Below are 23,860 nucleotides of genomic sequence, written 5' to 3'. Positions count from 1 at the left end.
TGCTAATCGTAACGCTTCAGGGTACTTTTTTCCAGTTATAACTTATCCGATTCATAAGTAGTTTTTAAAAATTCTATATTCATAATAAAAGAGCGCCGCTTTTTCAGCAGCACTCTTTATTATTATTGTTCCATACCTGGCATTTCTTTTGCTTGTGAAATAACTTCCTCAGGAACCTTCACTTCTTCAATTTCATTGTACTTGTCATAAGTGGAGTTCATCTCCATAATCGTGGAAATTGTTTCGCCTTCCATGCTCATTTCACTGTCCATCTTCATGTCCATTTGAACAGGGAGATAGCTTTCCTTATCGATCGCGTATGTGTATTCCACATTGTTCACTTTCATTTGATCCATGGCATCTTCCATCATTTGATTTTGTGAGCCCATGTCTTCAGCTGTTTTCTCCATCAAACCTTGAAATTTCTCACCCGAAGCTTTCAATGTCATCACATAAGTATCATCTTCTTCTGATAAAGTAAATTCATCGACATATTCTTTGAGCATTTCCATTTGTTCAGCTGGATCAGCTTGAGTTTCCTGAAGAGAAAGAAGCGTATCTGTCATTTCATCAGGGAATTTCATCCATTGCTCACCCTGCTTCATAAAGAAACCTTCTTCAGTAAAGTATGATTCCATTTGCATTGTTTCACCATTTGCTGTCATATCAATCATTTGATGAAAAGCAATAGGATCCATCACCATATCAGCGTCAATCACGCTATTAATATCCATCTCTTCTTCACCTGAACCAATACTTTGCGTCATATCCGCATTCATATGGAAATTCTTAATCTCTTCTTGAGCCGCAATTGACTTCTCAAATACTTCCTGAGCGTCAATTCCTTTATCAACGCTGACTTCGCCTCCGGATTCTGTTGTACCACTACATGCTGCAAGAATAAGCATCAGTGCACTAAGAATCGTGATCATTCGTAACTTCATCTCACCACTCCTCCATAGTATTCATTCTACTAATAATACGAATGAGCGAGAGTGAAGTTTCATAAAAAAAAATAAAACTGGCATATTCCGCCAGTTTAACTAATTGATTTTGTATAGCGATCTGCAACGCTGCTTGCCCCATATGAGTCGGGCTTGATTCTAGCAATATAGCCAACAGAAGTTACCCAACCTACAACTTCCTGTATGATTTTACGCGTTTCCCCTTGCTTTCCAACATCGAGATGAATCTCAATCGGCCAGGTTTCTAATAGCGTTGAAAATCCTTCATCCTTTAACGATTCCATGAGCTCAAGACTCATTTGGGTTTCTTTATAAATGCGATGCCTGAGCTCATGAATCGGCTTGTGTTTTACTTTTCGATAGAAAATGCGTGCTCCTTTGCCGACGCGATGGATAATGAGGGCTGTCACAAACTGTGTCGCTTTCCGGCTTGTCTGCGAATCTGTTCCAATCACAATGCGATATGTTCCTTTAGGATCTTCTTTCGTATAGCTTTCAATGAGTTGAGTAAGCTGTTCAACCGTTACTTTTCCAGCTGTTGGACTAATAAAATCCATGAAGGTTCCCTTCTTTCATTAGGATAGTAGTTAGTACTATGTTTATTCATAAGCTGAAAAATATGTACGAAGAGAACAGAAATTACTAACGATTGTATAGGCTATGGTCTTCGATTTGCCCGTTCTCCTGATGAATAATCAATTCAGATGGACGATTCTCATCACATAATGACCTTCCATACTGATACGCTTCTGCTTTTGTTTCAAAAGTTTTGGTTGCTTGTTCTGCCCCCTCTTTCTTGATCTCCCATGAACCGGTTTTTCCGCTCTGTACATGATAAATGGTTTTCATCCTTTATTCCTCCTTGCTATCTCTCATTCCTTCCTAAGATGTAGAATAAACCTTACTATGTTCTAGAAAACTGGAGAACCTTCGCTGGTTTTTTGTCATGTAGCTTAGTAATTGTCTTATAGCCTTCTTTTTCTTTCTGATAAAATGTATTACTTGAAATTGGTCTTTTAGTAGACCATTGAATTGAAGCAGGATTTTGCCACGTATCATGCGTAATTAATTCCTGCTTATAATAATAACTATTCCCACTTATATAACGCTCGCAAATGTAGCGCACTGTATGTTTTGAATGCATTCGATCACGTTTCCTTTCTTTTCAGTATAGATGGACTTGTTGGACCCCATTGTATTAGAAAATAATGCAATAAACGAACAGAACCTCTCCAGACAAAAACAACCGCAGCTAAGCTGCGGTCTTCTTATTATTTCCCATCTTTTAGAAGAATAACATTTAATGGGGGGTCTCCATCCAATAAGCCAATGGCGATAGCTGTGTAGTTCACACCTGCTTCAACAGGTAAGTTAGGAAGATCAAGAACAGCCTTATCAGATCCTGCGGCTCGAACTTCTAAATTGTATGTCCCGGGATCGACCATTTGATATTCAGAGTTTTGGGTAAAAGCGAGATTCTTAATAAGAGCATCTCCATCCTTCACACCAATATCAACAGCTGGAGCGTTCGGTGAAGCATGTACAGCTCTCAATCCCGATTTTTCTCCTGAACCTTTTTGATCTTCTAATACTTTAAGGGCAAGGTTCTCAAGTTTACCGATCGCAAGTACGGAATAGTTTTTTCCTGATTCCACAGTTAATTTTTGTTCAAGGGCCGGTTTACCTTCCCCGTTAGCAGAAGAGGCAAAAATTTGAATCGTCTTCTCACCAGGTGTTAAAGCAGCATAATCTGTCACATCTTTAAACGAAACCTTTTCAAAAGCAGGTTGACCATCTACATAAATATCGACAGACGGCGCATCTGGTGAAGCATGAATAACACGCACATTGGCATCACTTTTCTCAGCTGCAAAACCCTCAGGAGAAAGCACGACAAAAAGCGCTAGCATGAATAGTAAATTCAACATCCATTTCATTATAAAAACTCCCTTCTATTCATTTGTTAACCTGCCTATTTTTTACTGAAAGATATAAATTATTCATTTGCTGATCCAACGTCATATGACTTATTAAAAAATTCTTATAGGTGGTTTTGTTACTGAATAATAGTTTAGATGCAGAAGTGTTTTTATAATTTAGAGCTTTTAAGTTTGCTACGATGCAGGCGAAGTATGCGGTAAATAGACCAAAGCTAGAAGCTTTGAACATACGCTATTGTTCCGCATACAGTAATAAGTGAAATCCATTAATAAGGATGTGAAAAAATGCCGGCAATCGTTGGAGCTATTAAAGTCAATTCCATTGGAAGCAGCGGTGTTTTCCACGTCGGCGATGTATTTATTGTGTCTCCAACAAGTGCAATACGCACCTTTGCGGGCGGCGGTTCGTTTAATACAGGCGATGGCTTAAACGTAAATAGTAATTACAGCGTCACTACCGTTAACGATAGTGATATTGCTGACCAAAATGTTGTTGCGAATATTTAGCAGGGCATTCACCTAATTTTGCTATCGAACATACGATAGTGTAAAGTCTTCTATCCATCGGACCATAAAGATATTGAGTGATACCTGGTTGGATTACCTAAGATTTGGGGAGTGACCCTTTATTGGTGGAATAAACATTTTGATACGGGAGTTGATTGTCAATGTATCCAACCGATAATTTCTATGCGATCTTGCAACGGATGCAACAAAACATTGAACAACAAAACAATCGAATCAAAATGCTTGAAGATATGGTGGATGATTTAAGAAATAGCTGCCATGAGTTATCGAAAGCTCCTAAAACCAACATTGAGAAAATCGAATATAAATTTGATCAATTAAAAATTGAAAGGCTTGATGGAACGTTAAATATTGGCTTAACTCCAAACGGAGGAGCTGATGTTCTGGATGACTTTACAGTAAACGGGGGAAATGGAATGAACCCAAGCAACATACCTCCGGAAGCCATTCAATCCATTCAGCAAAACATTCATTCCTACATGAAAAAAGGAGCTATCCAACATCTAGGGGAGTTAGAGAAAAAATATCAGTATCCTCTTGATGATCCTTACCGTCACTTCATCCTAAATGATATTCAAAAACAGCTAGATCAGCGCATTAACTATTATGTTAATCAACAATCCAACCGTTCGCCTGAGTCAAGCACAGAGCAACTAGTCGAAGAAGTAACGAACAAATTAAAGCGAGACATTACTAATGGCATGGAGGCTTTTCTAAAAAACTTACCTGGAAGGACTGATTCCAAATGAAATATACCGTCATAAATCGAGGACTTTCAGTAGGGCATATTAATATTACAGCTGTAGCAAGTTCTTCTGTGTTTCTTGTAGGAGACACAGAATCTATCGTCTGCTCATCTATTTTCGACACACCGCCGGAATCGTTAATTATCTCAGCTCCATTTGTTCCATTAGCGTCATCATAAGGGGAATTTCCTATGAATAGTCGATCCTCCCTCGTCAATTGGATCCTTGTTTCGTCAGTGGATAGTTCAGCAGTTGTGCAAATTGGTGACAGCAATCAAGTGACTCCCGAGACTAAAATTTATGCTTTACAGCGTGAATTTCCTATTTTTAATGGGAATGAAGTAGAAGATTTATCAGAATATCCGATGTTTTCCCAACTACTACCTCTCCCGCTGCTTACTGAGAACATCGAGCAATGCACTATTCACGAAAACCCCATTATTAAAGTTGGGAGCATTCGCGTCATTGGGATCGCTGCTTCCTCCGTTTTACAAGTTGGTTCTACAAGACAGATTAAGACGGAGGCAAGGGTGAAACATAATCGCGAATATTTGTCTAATCCTTACGATGATGAAGAATAAATTGAACGGATCCTTTATTGATCACATACTATACTTTATAACAACTCAAAGGGTGTTCAACAATGCCTTCAATCGTAGGACCAGTTAAGATAAATAGCGCGGGTGGAGTAGTAAACTTCGGGGATAGTTTTAACACAACACCAAAATCAACTTCAAAAACATACGCTGGTTCAGGTGCATTTAATACAGGGGATTTTCATGTCGTGAACAACGGATTTAGTTTAACGAATTCACTAGACCCGGATGTTGCGGATGAAAACATTACCGCAAACAATTAGGGAGCTGAAGATTCGTGAATTTCTTTGTGAACCAAAACATCGTTATTCATCAGCTTAGAGTCGAAGGAATTTCGAATTCCTCAGTCCTGCAAATTGGGAGCGCTGGTATTATAAAACCACTATCAAATCTCTATAATACAGGTGGATACACTGAACCTGCTCCTGAACTATCTACAGCCCAAACTTCTGAATTAACACCATTTGTCCCTCTTGCTCCCCCAACATAAAAAAACCGCCGACGGCGGTTTTTTTTTCAGTCGAACGTGATCACAACTCTTCCATTAATATCGCCATTTTCTAGACTCTCAAAAACTTCGTTAATCTCTTCTAGTGGGCGAGTCTCAATAATTGTTTTTACTTTACCTTCAGCTGCAAATTGCAAAGCTTCCATTAAATCTTTTCGCGTGCCCACGATCGATCCAATGACCTTAATGCCATTTAATACTGTATCAAAAATCGGTATCGGCATTTCTTCAGGTGGTAGTCCAACAGCAACTACGGAGCCTCCTCGTCTAACTGCCGCATAAGCTTCACTAAAAGCAGGCTTAGAAACAGCTGTACAAACGGAAGCGTGCGCTCCACCAACCTCTCTTTGGATAAATTCAGAAGAATTCTCTTCAACTGGATTAACAATAAGATCTGCACCTAGTTCTTTTGCAAGTATTAATTTTTCACTGTGCGTATCAACTGCTATAACGTGAAGCCCCATTGCTTTCGCATATTGAACGGCGACATGCCCTAATCCTCCGATACCATAAATAGCCACCCACTCACCAGGCTTAGCCTCAGTTACCTTTAAAGCTTTGTAAGTGGTAACGCCGGCGCAGAAAATAGGAGCTACTTCTTCAAAACTAAGACGATCAGGTATTTTGACAGCATAATCTGCATCGGCTTTACAATATTGAGCATATCCTCCATCAACTGAATAGCCCGCATTCTGCTGTTCTTTACAAAGTGTTTCACGTCCCGTTAGGCAGTATTCACAGTGACCACAAGCGGAATAGAGCCATGGGACACCCACTCGATCTCCTATCTTCAAGTGCGTAACGCCTTCCCCTACTGCCTCAATAATACCAGCTCCTTCGTGACCAGGGATCAGCGGAAGTTTTGGTTTAACTGGCCAATCACCATGGGCGGCATGTAAATCGGTATGACATACACCACATGCTTTGATGCGTACTAATATTTCTCCGTGTCCAATAACAGGCTTTTCTACTTCCTTTACTGAAAGTGGCTCTCTAAAGGCATGTACAATTGCTGCTTTCATAATGAAAACCTCCATATGATGAATTTTCATTTCCTTCTTCATCATAATGGAGGTTCATTCAATAAACTGTTAAATTGGTCACAGTTTCAGGATATTTGCAGTATTTTCTACTTTTCTGTTGTTTCTTTTTCCTTCGATTGATTCGCATCAGCTGATGAAGTTTCTTTCTCTTCAGAAGTTTGACTTCCACTTTGATCAGAAGTGTCCGATGTGTCACTAGTGTTTTCTTCCGAATCACTTACCTCGCTATTTTCACTATCATTTGCAGAGTTTTCATTTGTTTCTTCACTCGTGCCCTCATCATTTCCATCAGCGGGAGGGTCATTATTTGAACCTTCTTGATTACCTCCCTCTTCTGCGTCACCCGTATTACTTGGGGTTCCTTCATTACCGCCATCATTATTGGTATTCTCTTCATTACCAGTGTTAGCATTAGCATCATCTTCGCCGTCTTCTGAACTGTCAGCTTTAGTATTAGCAGAGTCATCCGTTACAGGCTCTTCATTTTCTTCGGACTGATCAGTAGGTTCTTGTTGTTCTTGTTCGTCTGATCTTTCCGGTTCTTGAGGCTCTTTTGGTTCTTTCTTTTCTTCCGGCTTAGCCTTTGGTTCCTCTTTTATGGACTCATCCTTCTGCTTTTTCTCTACTTTATCCTCTGACTTCTTTTTATCATTGGAATTATTGGAATTCTTCTTAGTAGATTCTGTAGATGTATCGTCTTTCTCATCTTTTTCATTTGATGAAGTTTTCTTTTTTGGTTTTGGAAGTGGTGCTTTTTTCGGCTCTTCTCCTTTAAAGTAAAGCTCTTTAATTATACTAGACGAAGGTGTTGCCTTATTTGCACGTAAGCCTGTTGTCTTATCAATTTCAATCTCTTCAACTGAATCCGGCTTTTCAAATGAGGCGGTTTCTTTATCCTTCGATACTTCACTCATGATGTGACGGAAAAGCAACTTCGCAATATCATCGTCTTCTTTATGAATAAAGGAATTTTGAGTCGTTTTATCATATCCAGTCCAAATGGAAGCAGTATAGTTAGACGTGTATCCAGAAAACCAGGCGTCTGATACACCATCACCGTTAATACCATCATCAAGACTTGTCGTGCCCGTCTTACCGGCTACGTCCAAACCTTTAATTTTCGCCTGCATGCCAGTTCCTTCTTCCACGACCGTCCGGAGCATGTCTGTAATCATGTAGGCAGTTCCTTCACTCATCGCTTTTTCAGATTTAGAGGATAGCTGGTGCTCCTTACCATTCGGGTATACTACTTTTTCAACACTATAGGGCTCATGGAAAGTTCCGCCTGAACCAAATGCGGCATATGCGCCTGATAGTTGTAGAGGAGAAATTCCTCCAGCAAAACCACCGATAGCATAGGCAGGATACGTTTCATCAATTGAAATGCCAAGTTTTTTCGCAAATGCTTGAGCTTCTTCGCCCCCCACTTCCATAAATGCTTTAATAGCAGGAATATTATAAGACCACTGAAGTGCTTCTCGTATAGAAACACTGCCCTGAAACTCGTCGTTCCAGTTACTAAATTCTTTACCGTTTAACTCAAGTTCTTCATCAATAAACTGTTGATTCGTTGACCATTTTAGATTTTCAATTCCAGGAGCATAATCAAGAATTGGCTTGATCGTGGAGCCTGGGGACCGTTCTAATTGAGTGGCATAATTAAATCCTTTTTGCACATCATCTTCACCCGTTTGACGATTTCCACCAATAGCCTTAATCGCACCGGACTGAGTGTCAATGAGGGAAACCCCTGCTCTAAACTGCTCATCTGGGTATTCAACAACTTTATTTGTGGTAAGTGCTTCATCTACAATCTGCTGAGCATTCTGATCAAGCGTCGTATAAATTTCTAATCCCCCTGAATAAAGGGCGTTTTCAGGAATGCCAGCTTTCTCAAGATCATCAATGACCTGATCGATAAAAGCATCGTTGGTTGTCGACTGACTTTGTTGATCCACAATTGAATCTTCTACAGGAACAGAAGCTGCTTCTTTCCGTTCTTGTTCAGAGATAAATCCATGCTGCTCCATTAAACTTAGGACAGTAGCTCTTCTATCGCTTGCAATGTCCGGATGTTTGTATGGATCGTATCCTGATGGACGCTGAGGCAAACCTGCTAATAATGCCGCTTCCTCTGTTGATAACTCTTCAAGTGACTTATTGAAGTAGGTATTCGCAGCTGTTGCGATTCCATATGCCCCTTGTCCAAAATAGATTTTATTTAAATACATCTCAAGAATCTCTTCTTTGGAATACTGTTTCTCTAATTCCATCGCAAGGTAAGCTTCCTGAACTTTGCGTTTCACTGTCTTATCAGGCTCTAAAAGCATGTTCTTAACAACTTGTTGCGTAATCGTGCTCGCACCTTCTGCCCCAAACCCATCTTGAATATTGGCGACGACAGCTCCGCCGATTCTTTTTAAATCCACTCCATTATGTTCCCAGTATCTTACATCCTCAACTGCAATGAAGGCATTTACAACATGTTCAGGGATTTCATCAAATGAAACGATATTTCGATGCTCTTCGCCTACGATGTCTGTAATTTTATTTCCTTCTGCATCATATAAAGTAGATGATTGCGGTAAACTTAGTTTATTTTCTTCAAGCTTTGGTGCTTCATTAATATAGGCGTAAGTTTGATAACCCCCAAACGTTAATACAAAAACCATCAAGAAAGCACCTATTAAAAGGACATTCCTAGCAAAACGTTTCCCTTTTTTTCGACCTTCTTGCTTACCTGTATGTTGTTCTTCATTGATATTTTTCCCCATTATGATCCCCCTTAGCGTCAAACTCCATAGAGAGGTGTTACCCAAATGTTTCATATTAAAAACATTTATTAAGAGATTGAAACAATTTGTTAACAAGATTCATATAGTAATAACGTCTAGAAAGGAGTGAGTGGATTGTCAGTAAAACTGCTTGAGTGGGGCTCCCAATTCCGAAATCACATTTTAGAAGGTAACCTCCATGAACGAGTAAACTCTTCTCTACTTATTCAAACTGAAGAATGGTTAGCGGCGGTTCAGGAAAATGTCGATGTGAATGGGTCAAATGAAGAAGACCTATATAAGATGGCCAATTCGTTATACAAGCAGTGGCGTAACTTACAAGATTCATCCGTTCCTATAGGAGGACATACCTTACCTTCTCTGCCATACAAATACAATGCACTCGAGCCTTACATTAGTGAAAGAATCATGAGGCTGCATCATGACCTTCACCACCAAAGCTATGTAGATGGGTTAAACAAAGCAGAACTTGAATTACAGAAAGCAAGACAACAGGATAACTATGCTCTCATTAAACATTGGGAACGTGAATTAGCTTTCAATGGAGCTGGGCATTATCTTCATACTTTATTTTGGAAAATCATGAGCCCAGACGGTGGGAAGCCAGAGGGAGAAATTTTACCTGAGATTCAAAAGAGCTTTGGATCATACAACCAATTCAAGCAACAATTCACAAATGCTGCTGCTAAAGTAGAAGGGTCAGGTTGGGCCATTCTTGTCTGGTCACCTGTATCAAGAAGACTTGAAATTCTTCAAGCTGAAAAACACCAAAACTTAAGCCAGTGGGATGTCATCCCTCTTCTAGCTCTTGATGTTTGGGAACACGCTTATTATTTACAATATGAAAACAACCGAAAAAACTACATCGAAAACTGGTGGAATGTCGTTAATTGGAAGGAAGTTAACAAACGATTTCGTAAAGCTCAAAATGTAAAGTGGAATTCCTTCTAAAAAAGAAAAAACAATACTATAAGCTAAAATAAAGAAAAAAAGCAAAGGGTTCTCCCTTTGCTTTTAATCCTATTCTCTATATGGTCCATATGGCGGTCGTCCGCCAGGATAACCCGGAGGGCCATATCCTGGTGGGCCATACCCTGGAGCTCCGTATCCCGGCTGTCCATAACCTGGAGGGCAATATCCCGGACCAGGACAGGGATATCCTGGTCGTGGACGAGGATATCCACCATATATACCCGGTATTAATAAAACTCCTAATAATCCTCCGGCAAGACCTCCGGCAAGCCCACCTGCAAAACCTCCAATAAACGGATACGGCCGCTGGTAGTCATACTGTCTCAGTCCATAATAATTCCTTGTGTCAGGATAAGCACTATAAAAATCCCCCTGAATGGGGAGATAATGGTTCATGTGTCTCCTCCCTTTCCTTTTGGCCATCATGATAGTTGCCTACATTATAGGGTATGAGGAGTTTCTCAATCGGGAAGGGACATTAGCGGAGAAATCATAATTCTTACTGCCTATGCTCTAGGCCAATATACGCTTACCCATACAACAAAAACGCCAGAAGCAAATAGATACAGCTCTGGGGTCTGCGATATATACGCAAAATAGTCAAGAAGACTATGACCAATAATAATCAGATTGAGCTCTAGAATTAACGTAACACCACCTGCAACCGACAGACCAAACCCGATTAGAAAAGTGAAGAATCGAATAATCATTGTTTATAGGCATTTCTTCTCTGATTCATATCGGCCTGTCCCTCCTCCTTCATTTACTAACCATCGTATTTCATACTTGAGGAAATTATGCTGTCCAAGACGTTTTACTTTTGTTTTTTTTGTATACATGCTAAAACAAAAAGGCAACATAATTTTAATGAGAAGGAGGAGTTAGCATGATTGAAAAGGTCGAACAGGCGGTGCAACAAAATTGGGTCCCTTCTTTTAAGTTTGAAAAGAACGAGTCGACCCCATTCACACCATTCACTAAAGACCTTAGCAAAGCGAAAGGCGCTATTATTGCTACTGGTGGTGTATATGTAAAAGGGCAACAACCATTTAATGATAACTTTGGTTTGGGTGATCCTTCTTACAGAGAAATTCCCGTAAATACAGATCTCAATAATGTATCATTTGCTCACGAGCACTATGATCACTCAAAAGTGATACAGGATGCCAACATCCAATTCCCTCTTGATACAATGAAAGAACTTCAAGAAGAAGGAAGAATTGGAGAACTCGCTGAAAATCACTATGGCTTTATGGGATATATCCCTACACCTCACCCACTCAAAACGGTTACAGCACAAGAGGTGGCTCAGAAGTTATTGAAGGAAAACGTAGACTTCGCTTTGTTGGTGCCTTCCTGACCAGTCTGTCAACAGTCGGTCGGTCTGATCGCACGCATATTAGAAGAACACGGAATCCCAACAGTTTCCTTGACAATGTCTAAAGAAATAAGCGAATACGTTAACATTCCACGCTCCCTCTACAACCGTTTTCCAATGGGCAGCGCACTAGGACAACCAAACAACAGAGAACAGCACAAACAAGTTCTCAACAAAGCCCTCGACCTCCTAGTCGAAGCCAATGAAGGCGGAATAGTAGAAGAATCAGGAATTAAGTATAAATAACGAAAAGCGGAAGCCTCCGATTAGCCTCGACAAGCGCTGGAGCCCTCTAAAAAGAACACGCTCTTTGTGTTCATTTTAGAGGGTGAAGCGATCGAGAGGCTGGGCGCTGCAGCTAGACACGAAAAGCGGAAGTGGCCGGTTAGGGTCGAAAAGCGCTGGAGCCCTACAAAAAGAACACGGTCTTTGTGTTCATTTTGTAGGGTGAAGCGATCGAGACCCTGGCCACTGCAGCTAGACATGAAAAGCGGAAGCCTCCGATTAGACCCGGCAGGCACTGGAACCTTTTCATATGAACACGGTCTTTGTGTTCGGATGAAAAGGTGAAGTGACCGAGGGTCTGGAGGCTGCAGCTAGACATCGAAAAACGGAAGCCTCCGTTTAGACCCGGCAGGCACTGCAGCCTGATCTAAAAAACCGATTTCGCGGAATTAATCCTATTTCCGCGGATATATTTGGATTATCGCGGAATTGTGATCACTTTTCGCGGAATTCAATGAATTATCGCGGAAATAAGTGCCTTTCACTCTAATACTACCGATGTCTAGCAGCTTTTCTGACCCACTTCCACTATTTAAACGAATACCACACAAAAAACCGGCTGAATTCAGCCGGTTTTTTCTCTTATTTCGTTGAAGTAAACTGCTCTTCCTCCGTGGAACCCTTTAAAGCAGTCGTTGACGAAGTTCCTCCTGTAATGACCTGAGACACAGCGTCAAAGTAACCCGTTCCAACTTCACGCTGGTGTCTTGTCGCAGAGTAACCATCTGCCTCACTAGCAAATTCAGCTTGCTGAAGTCTTGAATAGGCAGCCATTCCATTATCTTTGTAGTCTCTTGCAAGTTCAAACATACTGTGGTTAAGAGCATGGAAACCAGCAAGCGTAACAAATTGGAACTTATAGCCCATCTTACCTAATTCACGCTGGAATTTAGCGATCGTTTCATCATCGAGTTTCTTTTTCCAATTAAATGAAGGCGAACAGTTGTAAGCTAGTAATTTTCCAGGAAAACGTTCATGAATGGCATTTGCGAATTTCTGAGCTTCCTCTAAATTAGGTTCAGACGTTTCGCACCAGATAAGGTCAGCGTATGGTGCATAAGCAAGGCCTCTTGCAATCGCCTGATCAAGACCTGGTTTCGTATAGAAAAAGCCTTCAGGAGTGCGTTCCCCTGTTAAAAACTCACCATCGTATTTATCAACATCACTCGTAATTAAATTCGCAGCGTTAGCGTCTGTTCGCGCAATGATTAACGTTGGCACTCCCATAACGTCTGCTGCGAGGCGTGCAGAAATTAAATTTTTAACAGCTTGCTGTGTTGGCAGAAGAACTTTACCTCCAAGGTGCCCGCACTTTTTCTCTGATGAGAGTTGATCTTCAAAATGTACTGCTGCTGCACCTGATTCAATCATTGATTTCATAAGTTCGAACACATTCAGCGCGCCACCAAAACCTGCTTCTGCATCAGCAACAATTGGAACGAACCAATCACGTTCATGAATTCCTTCCGAATGTTCAATTTGATCCGCCCTTTGAAGAGCTTGATTAATTCGCTTTACGACTTGTGGAACACTATTTACAGGGTATAAGCTTTGGTCTGGATACATCTGCCCCGACATATTTGCATCTGCGGCTACTTGCCATCCGCTTAAGTAAATGGCTTTTAAGCCAGCTTTCACCTGTTGAACAGCCTGGTTACCAGTAAGGGCACCTAGCGCATTGACGAAGTTCTCTTCATTCACAAGTTTCCAGAGTCGTTCAGCACCTCTTTTCGCAAGAGTATACTCGATTTGAACGGATCCTTGTAATTTCAAAACTTCTTCAGGTGAATATGGGCGTTCAATTCCTTTAAAACGGTCCTGGTTCCAGTTTTCTTGAAGTGTTTCTGCTGTTTGCTTTTTCATTATTATTTCCCCCTGGATATGTTGGTATTTGGTCATGCTTCTTTCTTAGATCACTTTCGAATGATTCAAGCTATCAAATGCCGAGTACTCATGCCTCATTTTCCAAATCTGATTCGGTTCAGGCATATAGTGATTCCAAATCGCCTTCATCATTGGAATCAGATTAGTATCTGTGATGCACTTCCCATCAAACCCTTCAATTACTTCCCGTGTCCCCCGTTCAAACATTTCCCCATTCACATTTCTCTCATCATCGCGATCTTTATTTTTCATCATCTTTTCTTCCACAATGACATGTGTCTTTCGCTTATGTCCTACGCTAATCACAAACCGCGTTAAATCGTTTATGCTCTCAACACCTTCAGATTCAAAATGAAGACCCGCGCAATGATCACGTAATTCATAAAGTATTTCCTCAGTCTGGTTCATATTGTTTTGATCAATTGTGACAGTGGCCTTGATCGTTCCTTGAAAGAGATTCATTTCCTTTTCTGTGAAAGAAAAAATGTTATTCCAATAGCTAGCTTCTCGATAAGAAGAAATTCCTTTCAAACAAACATATGGAGCAGAACCATGCTTCAATAATTCAGTCGTATTATGAAAAACATAAAGTCCAAAATCAATAAGGTTAGCTGGAATTTCTATACCACTATAGTTATCTTCATTCTTTCTATTGTTTACTGCGATCATGAAGGCCGTAGGATATACATTCTCTTTAACTCGTTCTTGCTGAATAAGTCTTTTTAGATTTTGCGCTGCTCCCATACGCTGATCATAAGACATTGCTTCATCCGAAAAGTCTGCAATAAGTAAATTTGCCCCAGCATTAATTGTTGAAGCACCATTTACAATGTCGATAATGGATTGTTTCACGATGACTCTTCGATTTTGTAAATCTTTCCGAACTGGTTTAACTTCCCAATTCGCTTCACGGATTGATTTCGTTTCAGGTAAGAGAATTTTTTGTTCAAAGAAATCTTCTCTGTTTAATTCTGCTTGCATTAATTGCTGTATTGACTGTGAATGACGTTGAAGATTTTCTAGGAACACCATCGCTTCAAGAGTTAGTAAATGGTTTTTTTGATCGTAAGCGCTTTCTAAAGTTTCATCCAGCACAACATCCCCTCCTATTCAAGTCTGCCGCTACTGTTGCAGCGATGACATCCGACACATCCTTCACCTTCACAGTGGTGACACCCTTCATTTTTTCTTTCTTTTCCATGACAATGCGGACATTCCAATTCACCATTTCCATAGCACGTATAACAATCCATTTTTGCTTCCCTCCATCTGTTATAATACAATTTGTTTTATTTGTTAGTATTATATAACAACTTTTCAAAAAGGTTCAACCTTTTTTTAGAAAATTAAAAAAACCTGTGAATTGCACAAATCACAGGTTATATATTCTATATTTCTTGTAGTAAGTTATAAAAAATACAAAAAACACGTGCTGTTGCACGTGTTTTAAGCTGTACTCATACAGTTTGTTTTTTCCACAGTTCTTTCATACCCTGAGCACGTTTAATCCCACTAATTGTTCCTAAATGAAGATTTTCATGATTCATTAAAAACAGAATAAGTTCTCCTACTGTTTCAAGTGTAAGGTAGGAACCAATAGAAAATTCACTTTGAAGGGACTCGCTCAATTCTCCTTCTAACTCACTTATTCTTTTATTCTGCTCGATTAAGTAATGCTTTATCTCAGTAAGTGACGGCGGCTCTTCCGTCCAATCACCAGGTCTTGTACCAGCTTTAAATAATGCGGAATAGTTTATTGGAAGGCTCTTCTCCATCACTGTAAAACGATCTAAAACAAATTCTGCAGTGACAAGTACATGGCCTAGATTCCATCGCACTGTGTTCGTAAAACCCTCAGGAAGAACATCTGCTTGCTCCTCTGTAACAGCATCAAGCGCCTGAAGTGTTCGATATCGCCAAAAAGTAAATTGTTTTAGTAATTGAGCATCTTCCATTCAATCTCCACCTTTCATTATTAATAATCATTCGTGCCACAAAACTAAATTTCCTATGAATCTATCATTATTGAGACAAAATTTTTATATCTTCTTCATTTCCCGCATCTCGTGCATAGTCAATTGCAGTATACCCCTCTTCATCTTGCATAGCGGGATTTGCCCCAGCTGCGAGGAGTAGATTATACATTTCATTCCGATTATAAGGTTCCATATAAGCAGCATAAATAAGAGGCGTCCAGCCATCAATGTCCGCCATGTTTGGATCAGCACCTGCCTTTAATAGACGATTCACTTTAGAAACATAGCCATTTTGAACCGAAATCATTAAGGCACTTGTCTCATATAAATCAACGGCATTTGGATTCATTTCACGATCAAGGAGCGCTTGAAACATCTTATCATTTTCTGAATGCTCAGCTGCATAATGTAAAGCATTCCAGCCATCTGAGTCAGTTGCTTCAAGATCAGCCTTATCTATAAGAGACTGAAAGGCGAGATCATCTTCATTAATTATGGCTTCCATAAGAGGTGTCACGCCAGTAGCCTCGTCAAATAACGCAAGCTCATCTTCGAATGCTGATGAGATCGAAGGAATAACAACTTCTACTGCCATTACGGCTGTTCCTATTCCACCGATAAAGAGCATAAGCATAATTAGTGAAAGGATTACTAATTTCTTACGAGGAGCAGGAAATGGAGTCTTTTCCCTCAGTTCCATAAACGACTCTACAGCAGCAATTCTTTTCGGTAAAGGGGGATGAGTTGAAAGCCATTCGCTTAACCAAACAAAAAAACTCTTCTCAGATTGAAGCTGTGTTATATAAGCGTCTTTGTTCACACTCTGGTATAGCCGTTTTCCAACGGCAAGAATAATTAAACCATTTGCTGCCCTCTCGCCACTATTTATGTAGTAAGCTCCCATTCGGTCACACGTATATTCACACGCTCTAGAATAAGCAGATCCAAGAAACGGAATCACATTTCCAGGTAAAAGCAGAAGTTGTTTGAAAATGTGATTTCGTTTAATATGGGCGAGTTCATGAGCAATAATAAACGTAACTTCTTCTTCAGCGTTTTCTTCAATTAACTCAAAAATATCAGAATAAAGAATGACCATGTTCCTACCTAGTAACCTTGTTGCAAATGCATTCAGCATGCCTGCCGACTCAATGACATAGACGTCTGGAACGTTCTCAATCTCCATTCGTTCACATAAATCACGTACTCTCTGATCGATATGTGAATACTGGTATCCCGTTATTTTAACGCCATTACTACGAATGTTTCCTATAAACAAGCCGTGACTAAAAAAAGATATAAACCATAAAACGCCAATAATCGCCATTCCAATTACTGAGAAAAACAGAACTACATAAGTAAGTATGCTAAAGACAAGGAGAACAATAAATAGAGATGTTTCTGAAGTGGTTGTTAACTGCTTCGAGTCATTCATTCGTACTTCACATATTTCCTTTCACATTGGATTATGTTCAGTATACTGAATTTTCCATTCTCCTGTATATGGTTTTCAACTCATAATAAAGATAAAACAAAAAAACACTCTTAATGAGTGTTTTTAGGCTAATCTAACATCGTAACAATTCGATTGATCGATGAACGAAGGGAGTCAATATTAACGAATCGCGCTTCTCTAATGCTTTCCTTTCCTTCCACATATAACAAAAGTACGGGGATGGTGAAAACAGAAAAGGCGCCTGCTGCTTCTGGAATTTCATGAACATTTAACTTCTCTCGTATAATTTGTGGAAAATCCTCTAATACTTCCTCAACTTGAGGCAAAAGAGCATGGCATACAGAGCAATTTGTTCCATACAAGTACAAAAAGTACATACGATTCTGTTTAATTCCATTTCTTGCTTCTTCAAGTGTCGTCTGATTCAGTTGATTCACCTTCTTCAATACTCCATAAATTAAGAAATTTGCATTCTTCTATTCTTCCCTTTTACAAACATAAAAATGCCGTAAGCGATAAATCCAATGGCAACTAGTCCAAGCAAGATAGCACCATATGGCTGTTTAGCTAATTCTGAAAGCGCTCCATCGAGCCCCTTCGTTTTATCTGGATTAGCAGTAATCGCTGTCTGAATAAAGAATACGCCCATCATCGTGAAGACAACACCTCGTGCTGCAAGTCCGATTTGTCCAGCACGTTTGCCCCACCATTCTTCTTGATCGTGCATTTCATACTGCTTAAGCTGTTTCATAAAGGATTTCTTGTACCCACGAATAACCTGATAAATACCAAAACCAATTAAGCATAATCCAATAAATCCAATTATCCATTGACCAAACGGCTGTCCTAATAGTTTAGCAGACATTGATTGTTTACTGCCAGAAGATGAACTTCCCGCTCTTGTAATAATAGAAACCGCATTATAAGCAAGAAATAAATGAATAATACCAGCGCCAACAAATCCAATTCGAATTAATATGCCTTTTGTATCGTTACCATAATGATCTGGATCCTTAATTCCCTGGATACCTTTCCATACGGAATAACCGATTAACCCAACTATGAGAACCCATAGAAGTGCTTCACCAAATGGCTTTCCTGCAATAGTAGCGAAAGCACCTTTTGAATCAGTCGTTTTACCTCCTGGCCCAAATGCTGCCTGGAGAGCTAAGATCCCAATGATTAAGTAAACAACTCCTTTGGCTGCATACCCCATTCTTGCTAATCCTCTTATCCATGGTTTCACATCATTTGATGCTTGTTTTGCTTTGTGTTTCGCCGCAGTACCAGTGTCCATTGTTAATCTCCTTCCATTCTTTCATATCATTTATCCATTCTTTCTATTCCCACTAATGCTTACTTTCAACCTAAAAGATTACGATTCTGCTTATCCATTTATAGGAAAGTTGAATTTCGTACACTTCGTGAATCCGTTAAATCCTTACTTTACGTTTGAGGAAGCATTCCCTCGAATGTATCATTATTCTAGAAATCAAGATGATGACAGAAAAAATCCACTCAATGAAAAAAAGCCCTGTAAGCGAATCCAGCATTCGCTTACAGGGCTACTAATTGAGGAGATAGTCTTGTGGACACAAGCTATCGCATTTCTTTACTATACTACAGATCACATAATTTTCATATAGTTTTGAATCATTTCTTTTGCGATTCATCGCGTTAAATGATTAAGACTGATCTGCGATAATTCCTTTCTTTGCTATGACTTTAGATAATAAACCGTGTCTCGGTGAAAGGATAAATGTGATCGCAAATATCATTCCAGCAATCGATGCCATAGAACCTGAGATCGAAATATTCCAAGCGAGCGCGGAATAATAACCACCGATCGCTGCAACTACGCCAACACCTGCACTGATGATTAACATAACAAGTAATTTATCTGTTAATAAATATGCTGTAGCTCCCGGTACAATAAGCATGGCTACGACGAGAATAGCCCCAACACTATCAAAAGAAGCAACCGTCGTGATTGAAACCATCGACATAAGTAGGTAATGGATGAACATAACTGGAATACCAATAGCCGTAGCCATTGCAGGATCAAACGAGCTAATCTTAATCTCTTTATAAAACGTGAGGATCAAAATAAGATTAATCACCAGAACACTTCCAAGCATCCAGACCGCAGAAGGTCCAAGGTCCACTCCACCTATTGTTAACGTATTCCACGGAATAAAGGTAATCTCTCCCATAAGGGCGTGGTTAACATCAAGGTGTACTTTACTAGCAAAAGCTGACAGCAGAATAACTCCGAATGCGAATAGGGAAGTAAACACTACACCGATAGCGGCATCAGATTGCACACCGCTTGAATGAAGGACCTGCACTAAAAAAGCAGTCAATAGACCTATGATCCCTGCACCAACCAGCATATAGATCCCTTCTAGTGAATGACTTACGAGGTATGCCAATACAATACCTAGCAAAACGGTATGACTAATCGCATCAGCAAGCATCGCCATTTTACGTAATATTAAAAAACACCCGATGATCCCACACGATACTCCCACTAAAGAACCTGTAAGCATAATCCATGCTCCATAACTCATGAGGAATTCACCTCGTTCTTACGCTTTTTTGTGCTTTGAGAAGGTGCTTTGACATGATACTTTTCTCCTCTAGCAAAATGAGCCGGGTTTAACTTAAGCGCCCGTTCATGAACATCCATTAATCGAGTAAGATCTTCTACGGCTGTTGGAGGAAGCTCTTTATAATGCCACTCATCGTTTGTTTTTGATTGAAGATGAGCAAATTTCATTTCATACATAGTGTAAATCTCGAATAGTCGATTGTTCTTTGTAATTTCATGCGCCTTATAAGCACCTAACTCAGTAAGGCGCCATTTGCCGATCACTGGCTGGAAGACGTATCCTTCTTTTTGAAGCTGATGTAGAATCGACTCTAGTTTGCGACGTGGCATTTTTCTTCTTTCTTCAAGCTGAGCTATAGTGAACGCAAAATTCGTAGTGGATAAGCTAACTTCTTCAGAAAGATCATACATCGTTTGAAAAACGGTATCCTTAGCAACACTTTTACGAATACGATACAATTTTAAACCTTTCGATAAAAGCCCTCTGTTTGGAGCAAAAACGAGAGAAATTAAGAAAATAACCGTTGCTGCAATGACGATGACGGGTCCTGTCGGAAGTCGGTTTGCCATAGAACTTAATATCGTGCCAAGAATTCCTGATAAAGCACCAATTGTTCCCGCTACTATAACCATCCGATCAAGTCGATCGGTCCAATACCTTGCAGATATTGCAGGAGTAATGAGCATAGCGGCCATTAGAATAACTCCCACTGCTTGTAAACCTATCACAACTGCACTGACGATTAGTGTCATCAATAAGGCATTAAGAAACCCTGTAGGTAATCCAATTCCTTTTGCGAATTGGCGGTCGAAGGTAAATAGCTTCAATTCTTTAAAAAGTAGCCAGGTGATCACGAGAAGCACGATTGCAATTCCCGAAATAACTCGAACATCATTTCCTACAAGCGATGCTGCCTGACCGAATATAAAGTCATCAAGACCACTCTGGTTACCATTTTCAGATTGAGCGATTTTAGTTAATAAGACAATTCCAAACCCAAAAAACACTGAGAGTACTAATCCAATCGCGGTGTCTTCTTTAATACGTGAATGGTTAATAATAGCTTGAATAAAGTAGGTTGCAAGTAAGCCAGATATCGCAGCACCTACTAAAAACCAGCCAATCGATTTTGTTCCATAAAGTAGAAATGCAATGCAAATCCCAGGAAGTGCTGCATGCGCCATAGCATCACCGATTAAGCTTTGTTTCCTAAGAAGGGCAAAACTACCGAGGACACCACTTGCCACTCCAAGAAGAATTGTACCAAATAGCACCCACTGTGTATTTGCATCCTGTAGCGTTAGGAGGAGCTCATTTAACATTATTCTCCCTCCTTAAGGTTGAACTACAAATGGTGTGCTGACCTCAGAATCAAGAAATGATAGTCTTCCACCATATGTTTTTTGTAAGTTTTCAATTGTAAATACTTCATCTGTAGGACCGAGCGCAATTTTTCTTTTATTTAACAAAAGGGTCCAATCAAAATACTCCTTCACTGTCTGCAAATCATGGTGAACAACAAGGACGGTCTTCCCTTGTGCCTTCAGCTCATTTAAAAGTGAGATAATCGCTTTTTCAGTAGCAGCATCAACGCCAACAAATGGTTCATCCATGAAATAAACTGTTGCATCCTGTGCTAAGGCTCTTGCAAGAAACACTCTCTGTTGTTGACCACCTGATAGTTGACTGATCTGCCTATTTGCATATTCTTTCATGCCCACTTTATCAAGCGCCTGCATAGCAATAGCAGTATCCTTCTTACCAGGCCGCTTAAACCAGCCGATGTGCCCGTATCTTCCCATCAGTACGACATCAAGAGCATTCGTAGGAAAATCCCAATCCACTGATCCTCGCTGTGGTACATATCCAACTAGTTTTCGCTGAGTACGATATGATTTTCCGTAAATTTCTACAGATCCCGAGGCTGTTGGAATTAACCCTAAAATAGCTTTGATTAACGTTGATTTACCAGCACCATTTGGACCAACAACGCCTATTAACTTTCCTTCTGGCATTTCAACCGTTACTTCCTGAAGTACAGGCTTACGGTCATAGGCTACCGTTAAATTTGATACATTAATTGGATTCATATCCCTACCTCCTTCTTATCCTATTTCAACGCTTCCACAATCGTATCAATGTTATGTTGATACATACCTATATACGTCCCCTCAGGTGAACCCTTCTCACCCATCGCATCTGAGAACAATTCGCCACCTATTTCAACCTCATGACCTTTTTTTCTTGCTCCTTCAACGACTGCATTAATCGAACGTTCTGAGATACTGCTTTCAATAAATACAGCCTTAATATTTTGATCTGCTAATACATTCACAAGATTTTGAACATCCCTAAGCCCATATTCTGAATCTGTACTTAATCCTTGCAGCCCCTTCACTTCCATGCCATATGCCTGACCGAAGTATTGAAATGCATCGTGGGCCGTAACAAGAACACGACTCTCTTCTGGGATTTCATTCAATTTTGATTGTGCTTCTTCTTGTAGCTTAGTTAGCTCTTCTAAATATTCCTCTGCATTTTTCTCATAATCTTCCTTGTGTTCGGGATCATATTCAATTAATCCGTCGCGAACTTCTAGCACAGCATATTTCCATAAATCAATATCAAACCACACATGAGGATCAACGGCTTTTGAACTTCCCTGAGTGATTAATAGCTTCTCTTCAGGAATAGCTTCTGCAACAGGATAGGTTGGTTTTTCTCCCTTCATTTTCGCAAATATCTCGCCCATTTTTCCTTCTAGATGAAGACCATTGTAGAAAATGATATCTGCATTCGATAGCTTATTAATGTCTCCTTGTGATGCCTTATATAAGTGAGGATCAATACCTGGACCCATTAAGGAATCGACTTGCACATGGTCCTTACCAATGTTTTCTGCAATGTCTCCAATTTGCCCGATGGTTGTCGTCACGTTAATTTTTCCTTCACTATCTTTGTTTGTCTCAGTACTGCTGCACCCCGACATCACGATCAAAAATAGTCCTGCTCCGAAAACATATCCTAACCACTTTTTCACATTTACCAACCTCTCTTTTTCTATTTATACCGCCACCATTTCCCTTTACCTAACGTATGGGCGTTGTTTCTGTAAGGTGCTTATCTATTTCAATTTAACGAAAAACATTTGCTTAACAGCTTTGTTTTTTACCAACTAAATAATTCTTTCCCTAAGGCAACTTCGAAGTAAAAAAATTTAAATGTGTAATATTAATTAACTAATGTTCCCTTAACCATAAATGTTTCCTTAGTACAAAACTATCGCATGAATGCAGTTTTGTCAACTTAAGTTTATGCCATTTTTTATTGAAATAGAATATTTTCATCTTAATAGTGATATATCTCACAGTAATGACGAATGAGACGTTATACAATAAAGCTAAGAAATAAAGCTTCTATTGGGAGGGTATTAGAATGAGCGTAAAGCATTCAAACATACTTGTTGCTGTTGACGGTTCTGATTCTGCAGAGATTGCTTTTTCCAAAGCTGTAGAACTTTCGATTCAAGACGAGGCGTCCCTACTGATTGCTCATGTCATTGATACGAGAAATTTCTCAACTTTTGAACTTTACGATATCGCAACGGAACGAGCAGAAGACTTTGGAAAGCGTCTATTAAAGGAGTACGAAGAAAAAGCACGAATGGCAGGAATTTCGAATGTTGATACAATGATTGAATACGGATCCCCAAAAGCAAAAATCGCAAGAAAGATCGCTCCACAAAATAAAATAGATTTAATTGTTTGCGGAGCAACAGGGATGAATCGCGTAGAAAGATTGCTGATGGGCAGCGTCTCTGAACATATCACTCGTCACGCAAGTTGTGATGTACTCGTCGTAAGAGGAAGTAAAGTACCTGCTGAGGAGGCTGAGAAAGATGAACACAGCAGACAAAATACGTAAGCACCGTTTGGAAGCCAACTTAACCATTTCAGAATTAGCGGTGAAAGTGCGGATTGGAGCGGGACTTATGCAGAAAATAGAAGAAAACCGCTATCAGCCAGACGTTCAAACACTTTTAAAAATATCAACAGCTTTAGATATTCCAGCCTCTGAATTTCTTGAAAAGGAAACAATTGAGCAGTTAGAAAAAGCGGATACATGAAATGATAACTACTTATTAAAAAGGATATTAAGAAAACGAGAAAAACGCGC

General features: G+C 39.8%; 31 protein-coding genes. 11 read left to right on the top strand and 20 right to left on the bottom strand.

The genetic code is table 11. The annotated features are described in order from the left end of the window. Nucleotides 1–122: 122 nt before the first annotated feature. The 5 genes from AC0VYJ_RS08225 to AC0VYJ_RS08205 form a co-directional block, all read right to left on the bottom strand. The gene (locus AC0VYJ_RS08225; protein ID WP_475367133.1) at nucleotides 123–944 is read right to left on the bottom strand and encodes a DUF6612 family protein; all 822 of its coding nucleotides are present in this window, start codon (nucleotides 942–944) and stop codon (nucleotides 123–125) included. A 95-nt stretch (nucleotides 945–1,039) separates the two neighbouring features. Continuing rightward, nucleotides 1,040–1,522 (bottom strand): ribonuclease H-like YkuK family protein, encoded by a 483-nt coding sequence (locus AC0VYJ_RS08220; protein WP_430242190.1) that lies wholly within the window; start codon nucleotides 1,520–1,522, stop codon nucleotides 1,040–1,042. A gap of 85 nt (nucleotides 1,523–1,607) precedes the next feature. Next, nucleotides 1,608–1,814 carry a DUF2188 domain-containing protein gene (locus tag AC0VYJ_RS08215; protein WP_430242192.1) on the bottom strand — a complete coding sequence of 69 codons (207 nt, stop codon included), beginning with the start codon at nucleotides 1,812–1,814 and terminating at the stop codon, nucleotides 1,608–1,610. A gap of 55 nt (nucleotides 1,815–1,869) precedes the next feature. Then, nucleotides 1,870–2,109: a hypothetical protein gene (locus AC0VYJ_RS08210; protein ID WP_194221104.1), complete on the bottom strand. Its 240-nt coding sequence runs from the start codon at nucleotides 2,107–2,109 to the stop codon at nucleotides 1,870–1,872. Nucleotides 2,110–2,236: 127 nt separating this feature from the next. After that, nucleotides 2,237–2,902: a DUF4397 domain-containing protein gene (locus AC0VYJ_RS08205; RefSeq protein WP_430242195.1), complete on the bottom strand. Its 666-nt coding sequence runs from the start codon at nucleotides 2,900–2,902 to the stop codon at nucleotides 2,237–2,239. Nucleotides 2,903–3,190: 288 nt separating this feature from the next. Between AC0VYJ_RS08205 and AC0VYJ_RS08200 the strand changes: the two genes are divergently transcribed. From AC0VYJ_RS08200 to AC0VYJ_RS08175, 6 genes are all read left to right on the top strand, one after another. Next, on the top strand, nucleotides 3,191–3,412 hold the full coding sequence (locus AC0VYJ_RS08200) for a spore germination protein (protein ID WP_194221102.1): 222 nt from the start codon (nucleotides 3,191–3,193) through the stop codon (nucleotides 3,410–3,412). A gap of 161 nt (nucleotides 3,413–3,573) precedes the next feature. After that, nucleotides 3,574–4,182 (top strand): spore germination protein GerPC, encoded by a 609-nt coding sequence (gene gerPC, locus AC0VYJ_RS08195; RefSeq protein WP_430242197.1) that lies wholly within the window; start codon nucleotides 3,574–3,576, stop codon nucleotides 4,180–4,182. Beyond that, complete coding sequence (locus AC0VYJ_RS08190) at nucleotides 4,179–4,358, top strand: spore gernimation protein GerPD (RefSeq protein WP_194221100.1); 180 nt, start codon at nucleotides 4,179–4,181, stop codon at nucleotides 4,356–4,358. Before gerPC ends, AC0VYJ_RS08190 begins: the two co-directional genes overlap by 4 nt. A 12-nt stretch (nucleotides 4,359–4,370) precedes the next feature. Further along, the gene (locus tag AC0VYJ_RS08185; protein ID WP_430242199.1) at nucleotides 4,371–4,760 is read left to right on the top strand and encodes a spore germination protein GerPE; all 390 of its coding nucleotides are present in this window, start codon (nucleotides 4,371–4,373) and stop codon (nucleotides 4,758–4,760) included. Between the two features lie 62 nt (nucleotides 4,761–4,822). After that, entirely contained in the window at nucleotides 4,823–5,038 is a 216-nt protein-coding gene (locus tag AC0VYJ_RS08180; RefSeq protein ID WP_194221098.1) for a spore germination protein, read from the top strand. Nucleotides 5,039–5,052: 14 nt separating this feature from the next. Beyond that, nucleotides 5,053–5,265, top strand: a complete 213-nt coding sequence (locus tag AC0VYJ_RS08175; RefSeq protein ID WP_194221097.1) for a spore germination protein GerPB — start codon at nucleotides 5,053–5,055, stop codon at nucleotides 5,263–5,265. Nucleotides 5,266–5,291: 26 nt separating this feature from the next. Here the strand turns inward: AC0VYJ_RS08175 and adhP are convergent, their stop codons facing one another. Next, on the bottom strand, nucleotides 5,292–6,305 hold the full coding sequence (gene adhP, locus AC0VYJ_RS08170; RefSeq protein WP_475367132.1) for an alcohol dehydrogenase AdhP: 1,014 nt from the start codon (nucleotides 6,303–6,305) through the stop codon (nucleotides 5,292–5,294). A gap of 107 nt (nucleotides 6,306–6,412) precedes the next feature. Further along, the gene (locus tag AC0VYJ_RS08165) at nucleotides 6,413–9,100 is read right to left on the bottom strand and encodes a transglycosylase domain-containing protein (protein WP_475367131.1); all 2,688 of its coding nucleotides are present in this window, start codon (nucleotides 9,098–9,100) and stop codon (nucleotides 6,413–6,415) included. Between the two features lie 180 nt (nucleotides 9,101–9,280). On the opposite strand from AC0VYJ_RS08165, the gene AC0VYJ_RS08160 reads away from it, so the two are divergent. Continuing rightward, nucleotides 9,281–10,072 carry a superoxide dismutase gene (locus AC0VYJ_RS08160; RefSeq protein WP_475367475.1) on the top strand — a complete coding sequence of 264 codons (792 nt, stop codon included), beginning with the start codon at nucleotides 9,281–9,283 and terminating at the stop codon, nucleotides 10,070–10,072. 69 nt (nucleotides 10,073–10,141) lie between these two features. On the opposite strand, the gene AC0VYJ_RS08155 is transcribed toward AC0VYJ_RS08160, so the two are convergent. Further along, nucleotides 10,142–10,489 (bottom strand): hypothetical protein, encoded by a 348-nt coding sequence (locus tag AC0VYJ_RS08155; RefSeq protein ID WP_194221094.1) that lies wholly within the window; start codon nucleotides 10,487–10,489, stop codon nucleotides 10,142–10,144. 110 nt (nucleotides 10,490–10,599) lie between these two features. Beyond that, the gene (locus AC0VYJ_RS08150; RefSeq protein WP_430242204.1) at nucleotides 10,600–10,803 is read right to left on the bottom strand and encodes a YuzI family membrane protein; all 204 of its coding nucleotides are present in this window, start codon (nucleotides 10,801–10,803) and stop codon (nucleotides 10,600–10,602) included. 176 nt (nucleotides 10,804–10,979) lie between these two features. On the opposite strand from AC0VYJ_RS08150, the gene AC0VYJ_RS08145 reads away from it, so the two are divergent. Both AC0VYJ_RS08145 and AC0VYJ_RS08140 read left to right on the top strand, forming a co-directional pair. Continuing rightward, nucleotides 10,980–11,453, top strand: coding sequence for a glycine/sarcosine/betaine reductase selenoprotein B family protein (locus tag AC0VYJ_RS08145; RefSeq protein WP_194221092.1), 474 nt, complete (start codon nucleotides 10,980–10,982; stop codon nucleotides 11,451–11,453). A gap of 75 nt (nucleotides 11,454–11,528) precedes the next feature. Further along, nucleotides 11,529–11,717: a hypothetical protein gene (locus AC0VYJ_RS08140; protein ID WP_475367130.1), complete on the top strand. Its 189-nt coding sequence runs from the start codon at nucleotides 11,529–11,531 to the stop codon at nucleotides 11,715–11,717. 621 nt (nucleotides 11,718–12,338) lie between these two features. On the opposite strand, the gene aceA is transcribed toward AC0VYJ_RS08140, so the two are convergent. The 11 genes from aceA to AC0VYJ_RS08085 form a co-directional block, all read right to left on the bottom strand. Then, nucleotides 12,339–13,619 carry an isocitrate lyase gene (gene aceA, locus AC0VYJ_RS08135; protein WP_475367129.1) on the bottom strand — a complete coding sequence of 427 codons (1,281 nt, stop codon included), beginning with the start codon at nucleotides 13,617–13,619 and terminating at the stop codon, nucleotides 12,339–12,341. 45 nt (nucleotides 13,620–13,664) lie between these two features. Next, on the bottom strand, nucleotides 13,665–14,735 hold the full coding sequence (locus tag AC0VYJ_RS08130) for an aldolase/citrate lyase/malate synthase family protein (protein WP_475367128.1): 1,071 nt from the start codon (nucleotides 14,733–14,735) through the stop codon (nucleotides 13,665–13,667). Further along, nucleotides 14,725–14,961, bottom strand: a complete 237-nt coding sequence (locus tag AC0VYJ_RS08125; protein ID WP_475367127.1) for a hypothetical protein — start codon at nucleotides 14,959–14,961, stop codon at nucleotides 14,725–14,727. The genes AC0VYJ_RS08130 and AC0VYJ_RS08125 overlap by 11 nt, the downstream gene beginning before the upstream one ends. A gap of 136 nt (nucleotides 14,962–15,097) precedes the next feature. Next, nucleotides 15,098–15,595, bottom strand: a complete 498-nt coding sequence (locus AC0VYJ_RS08120; RefSeq protein WP_475367126.1) for a DinB family protein — start codon at nucleotides 15,593–15,595, stop codon at nucleotides 15,098–15,100. 67 nt (nucleotides 15,596–15,662) lie between these two features. Then, nucleotides 15,663–17,051, bottom strand: a complete 1,389-nt coding sequence (locus AC0VYJ_RS08115; RefSeq protein ID WP_475367125.1) for a M48 family metallopeptidase — start codon at nucleotides 17,049–17,051, stop codon at nucleotides 15,663–15,665. Between the two features lie 128 nt (nucleotides 17,052–17,179). Continuing rightward, nucleotides 17,180–17,509: a thioredoxin family protein gene (locus AC0VYJ_RS08110; protein ID WP_430242216.1), complete on the bottom strand. Its 330-nt coding sequence runs from the start codon at nucleotides 17,507–17,509 to the stop codon at nucleotides 17,180–17,182. Between the two features lie 20 nt (nucleotides 17,510–17,529). Beyond that, on the bottom strand, nucleotides 17,530–18,369 hold the full coding sequence (locus AC0VYJ_RS08105) for a DUF1206 domain-containing protein (protein WP_475367124.1): 840 nt from the start codon (nucleotides 18,367–18,369) through the stop codon (nucleotides 17,530–17,532). A 388-nt stretch (nucleotides 18,370–18,757) separates the two neighbouring features. After that, complete coding sequence (locus AC0VYJ_RS08100) at nucleotides 18,758–19,642, bottom strand: metal ABC transporter permease (protein ID WP_475367123.1); 885 nt, start codon at nucleotides 19,640–19,642, stop codon at nucleotides 18,758–18,760. Then, nucleotides 19,639–21,006, bottom strand: a complete 1,368-nt coding sequence (locus tag AC0VYJ_RS08095; protein WP_475367122.1) for a metal ABC transporter permease — start codon at nucleotides 21,004–21,006, stop codon at nucleotides 19,639–19,641. The genes AC0VYJ_RS08100 and AC0VYJ_RS08095 overlap by 4 nt, the downstream gene beginning before the upstream one ends. A gap of 12 nt (nucleotides 21,007–21,018) precedes the next feature. After that, entirely contained in the window at nucleotides 21,019–21,774 is a 756-nt protein-coding gene (locus AC0VYJ_RS08090) for a metal ABC transporter ATP-binding protein (RefSeq protein ID WP_430242224.1), read from the bottom strand. Nucleotides 21,775–21,794: 20 nt separating this feature from the next. Next, complete coding sequence (locus AC0VYJ_RS08085; protein WP_475367121.1) at nucleotides 21,795–22,724, bottom strand: metal ABC transporter solute-binding protein, Zn/Mn family; 930 nt, start codon at nucleotides 22,722–22,724, stop codon at nucleotides 21,795–21,797. A 395-nt stretch (nucleotides 22,725–23,119) separates the two neighbouring features. Between AC0VYJ_RS08085 and AC0VYJ_RS08080 the strand changes: the two genes are divergently transcribed. After that, nucleotides 23,120–23,608: a universal stress protein gene (locus AC0VYJ_RS08080; RefSeq protein WP_475367120.1), complete on the top strand. Its 489-nt coding sequence runs from the start codon at nucleotides 23,120–23,122 to the stop codon at nucleotides 23,606–23,608. Beyond that, nucleotides 23,583–23,810: a helix-turn-helix domain-containing protein gene (locus tag AC0VYJ_RS08075; protein ID WP_194221080.1), complete on the top strand. Its 228-nt coding sequence runs from the start codon at nucleotides 23,583–23,585 to the stop codon at nucleotides 23,808–23,810. The genes AC0VYJ_RS08080 and AC0VYJ_RS08075 overlap by 26 nt, the downstream gene beginning before the upstream one ends. Nucleotides 23,811–23,860: the final 50 nt, after the last annotated feature.

This window comes from Anaerobacillus sp. 63XJN7_5_ISO-PGPR-S23-430, assembly GCF_056173695.1.
Note: the sequence above shows the minus strand (reverse complement) of the source record. Positions and strands in the feature narration are given on the sequence as shown.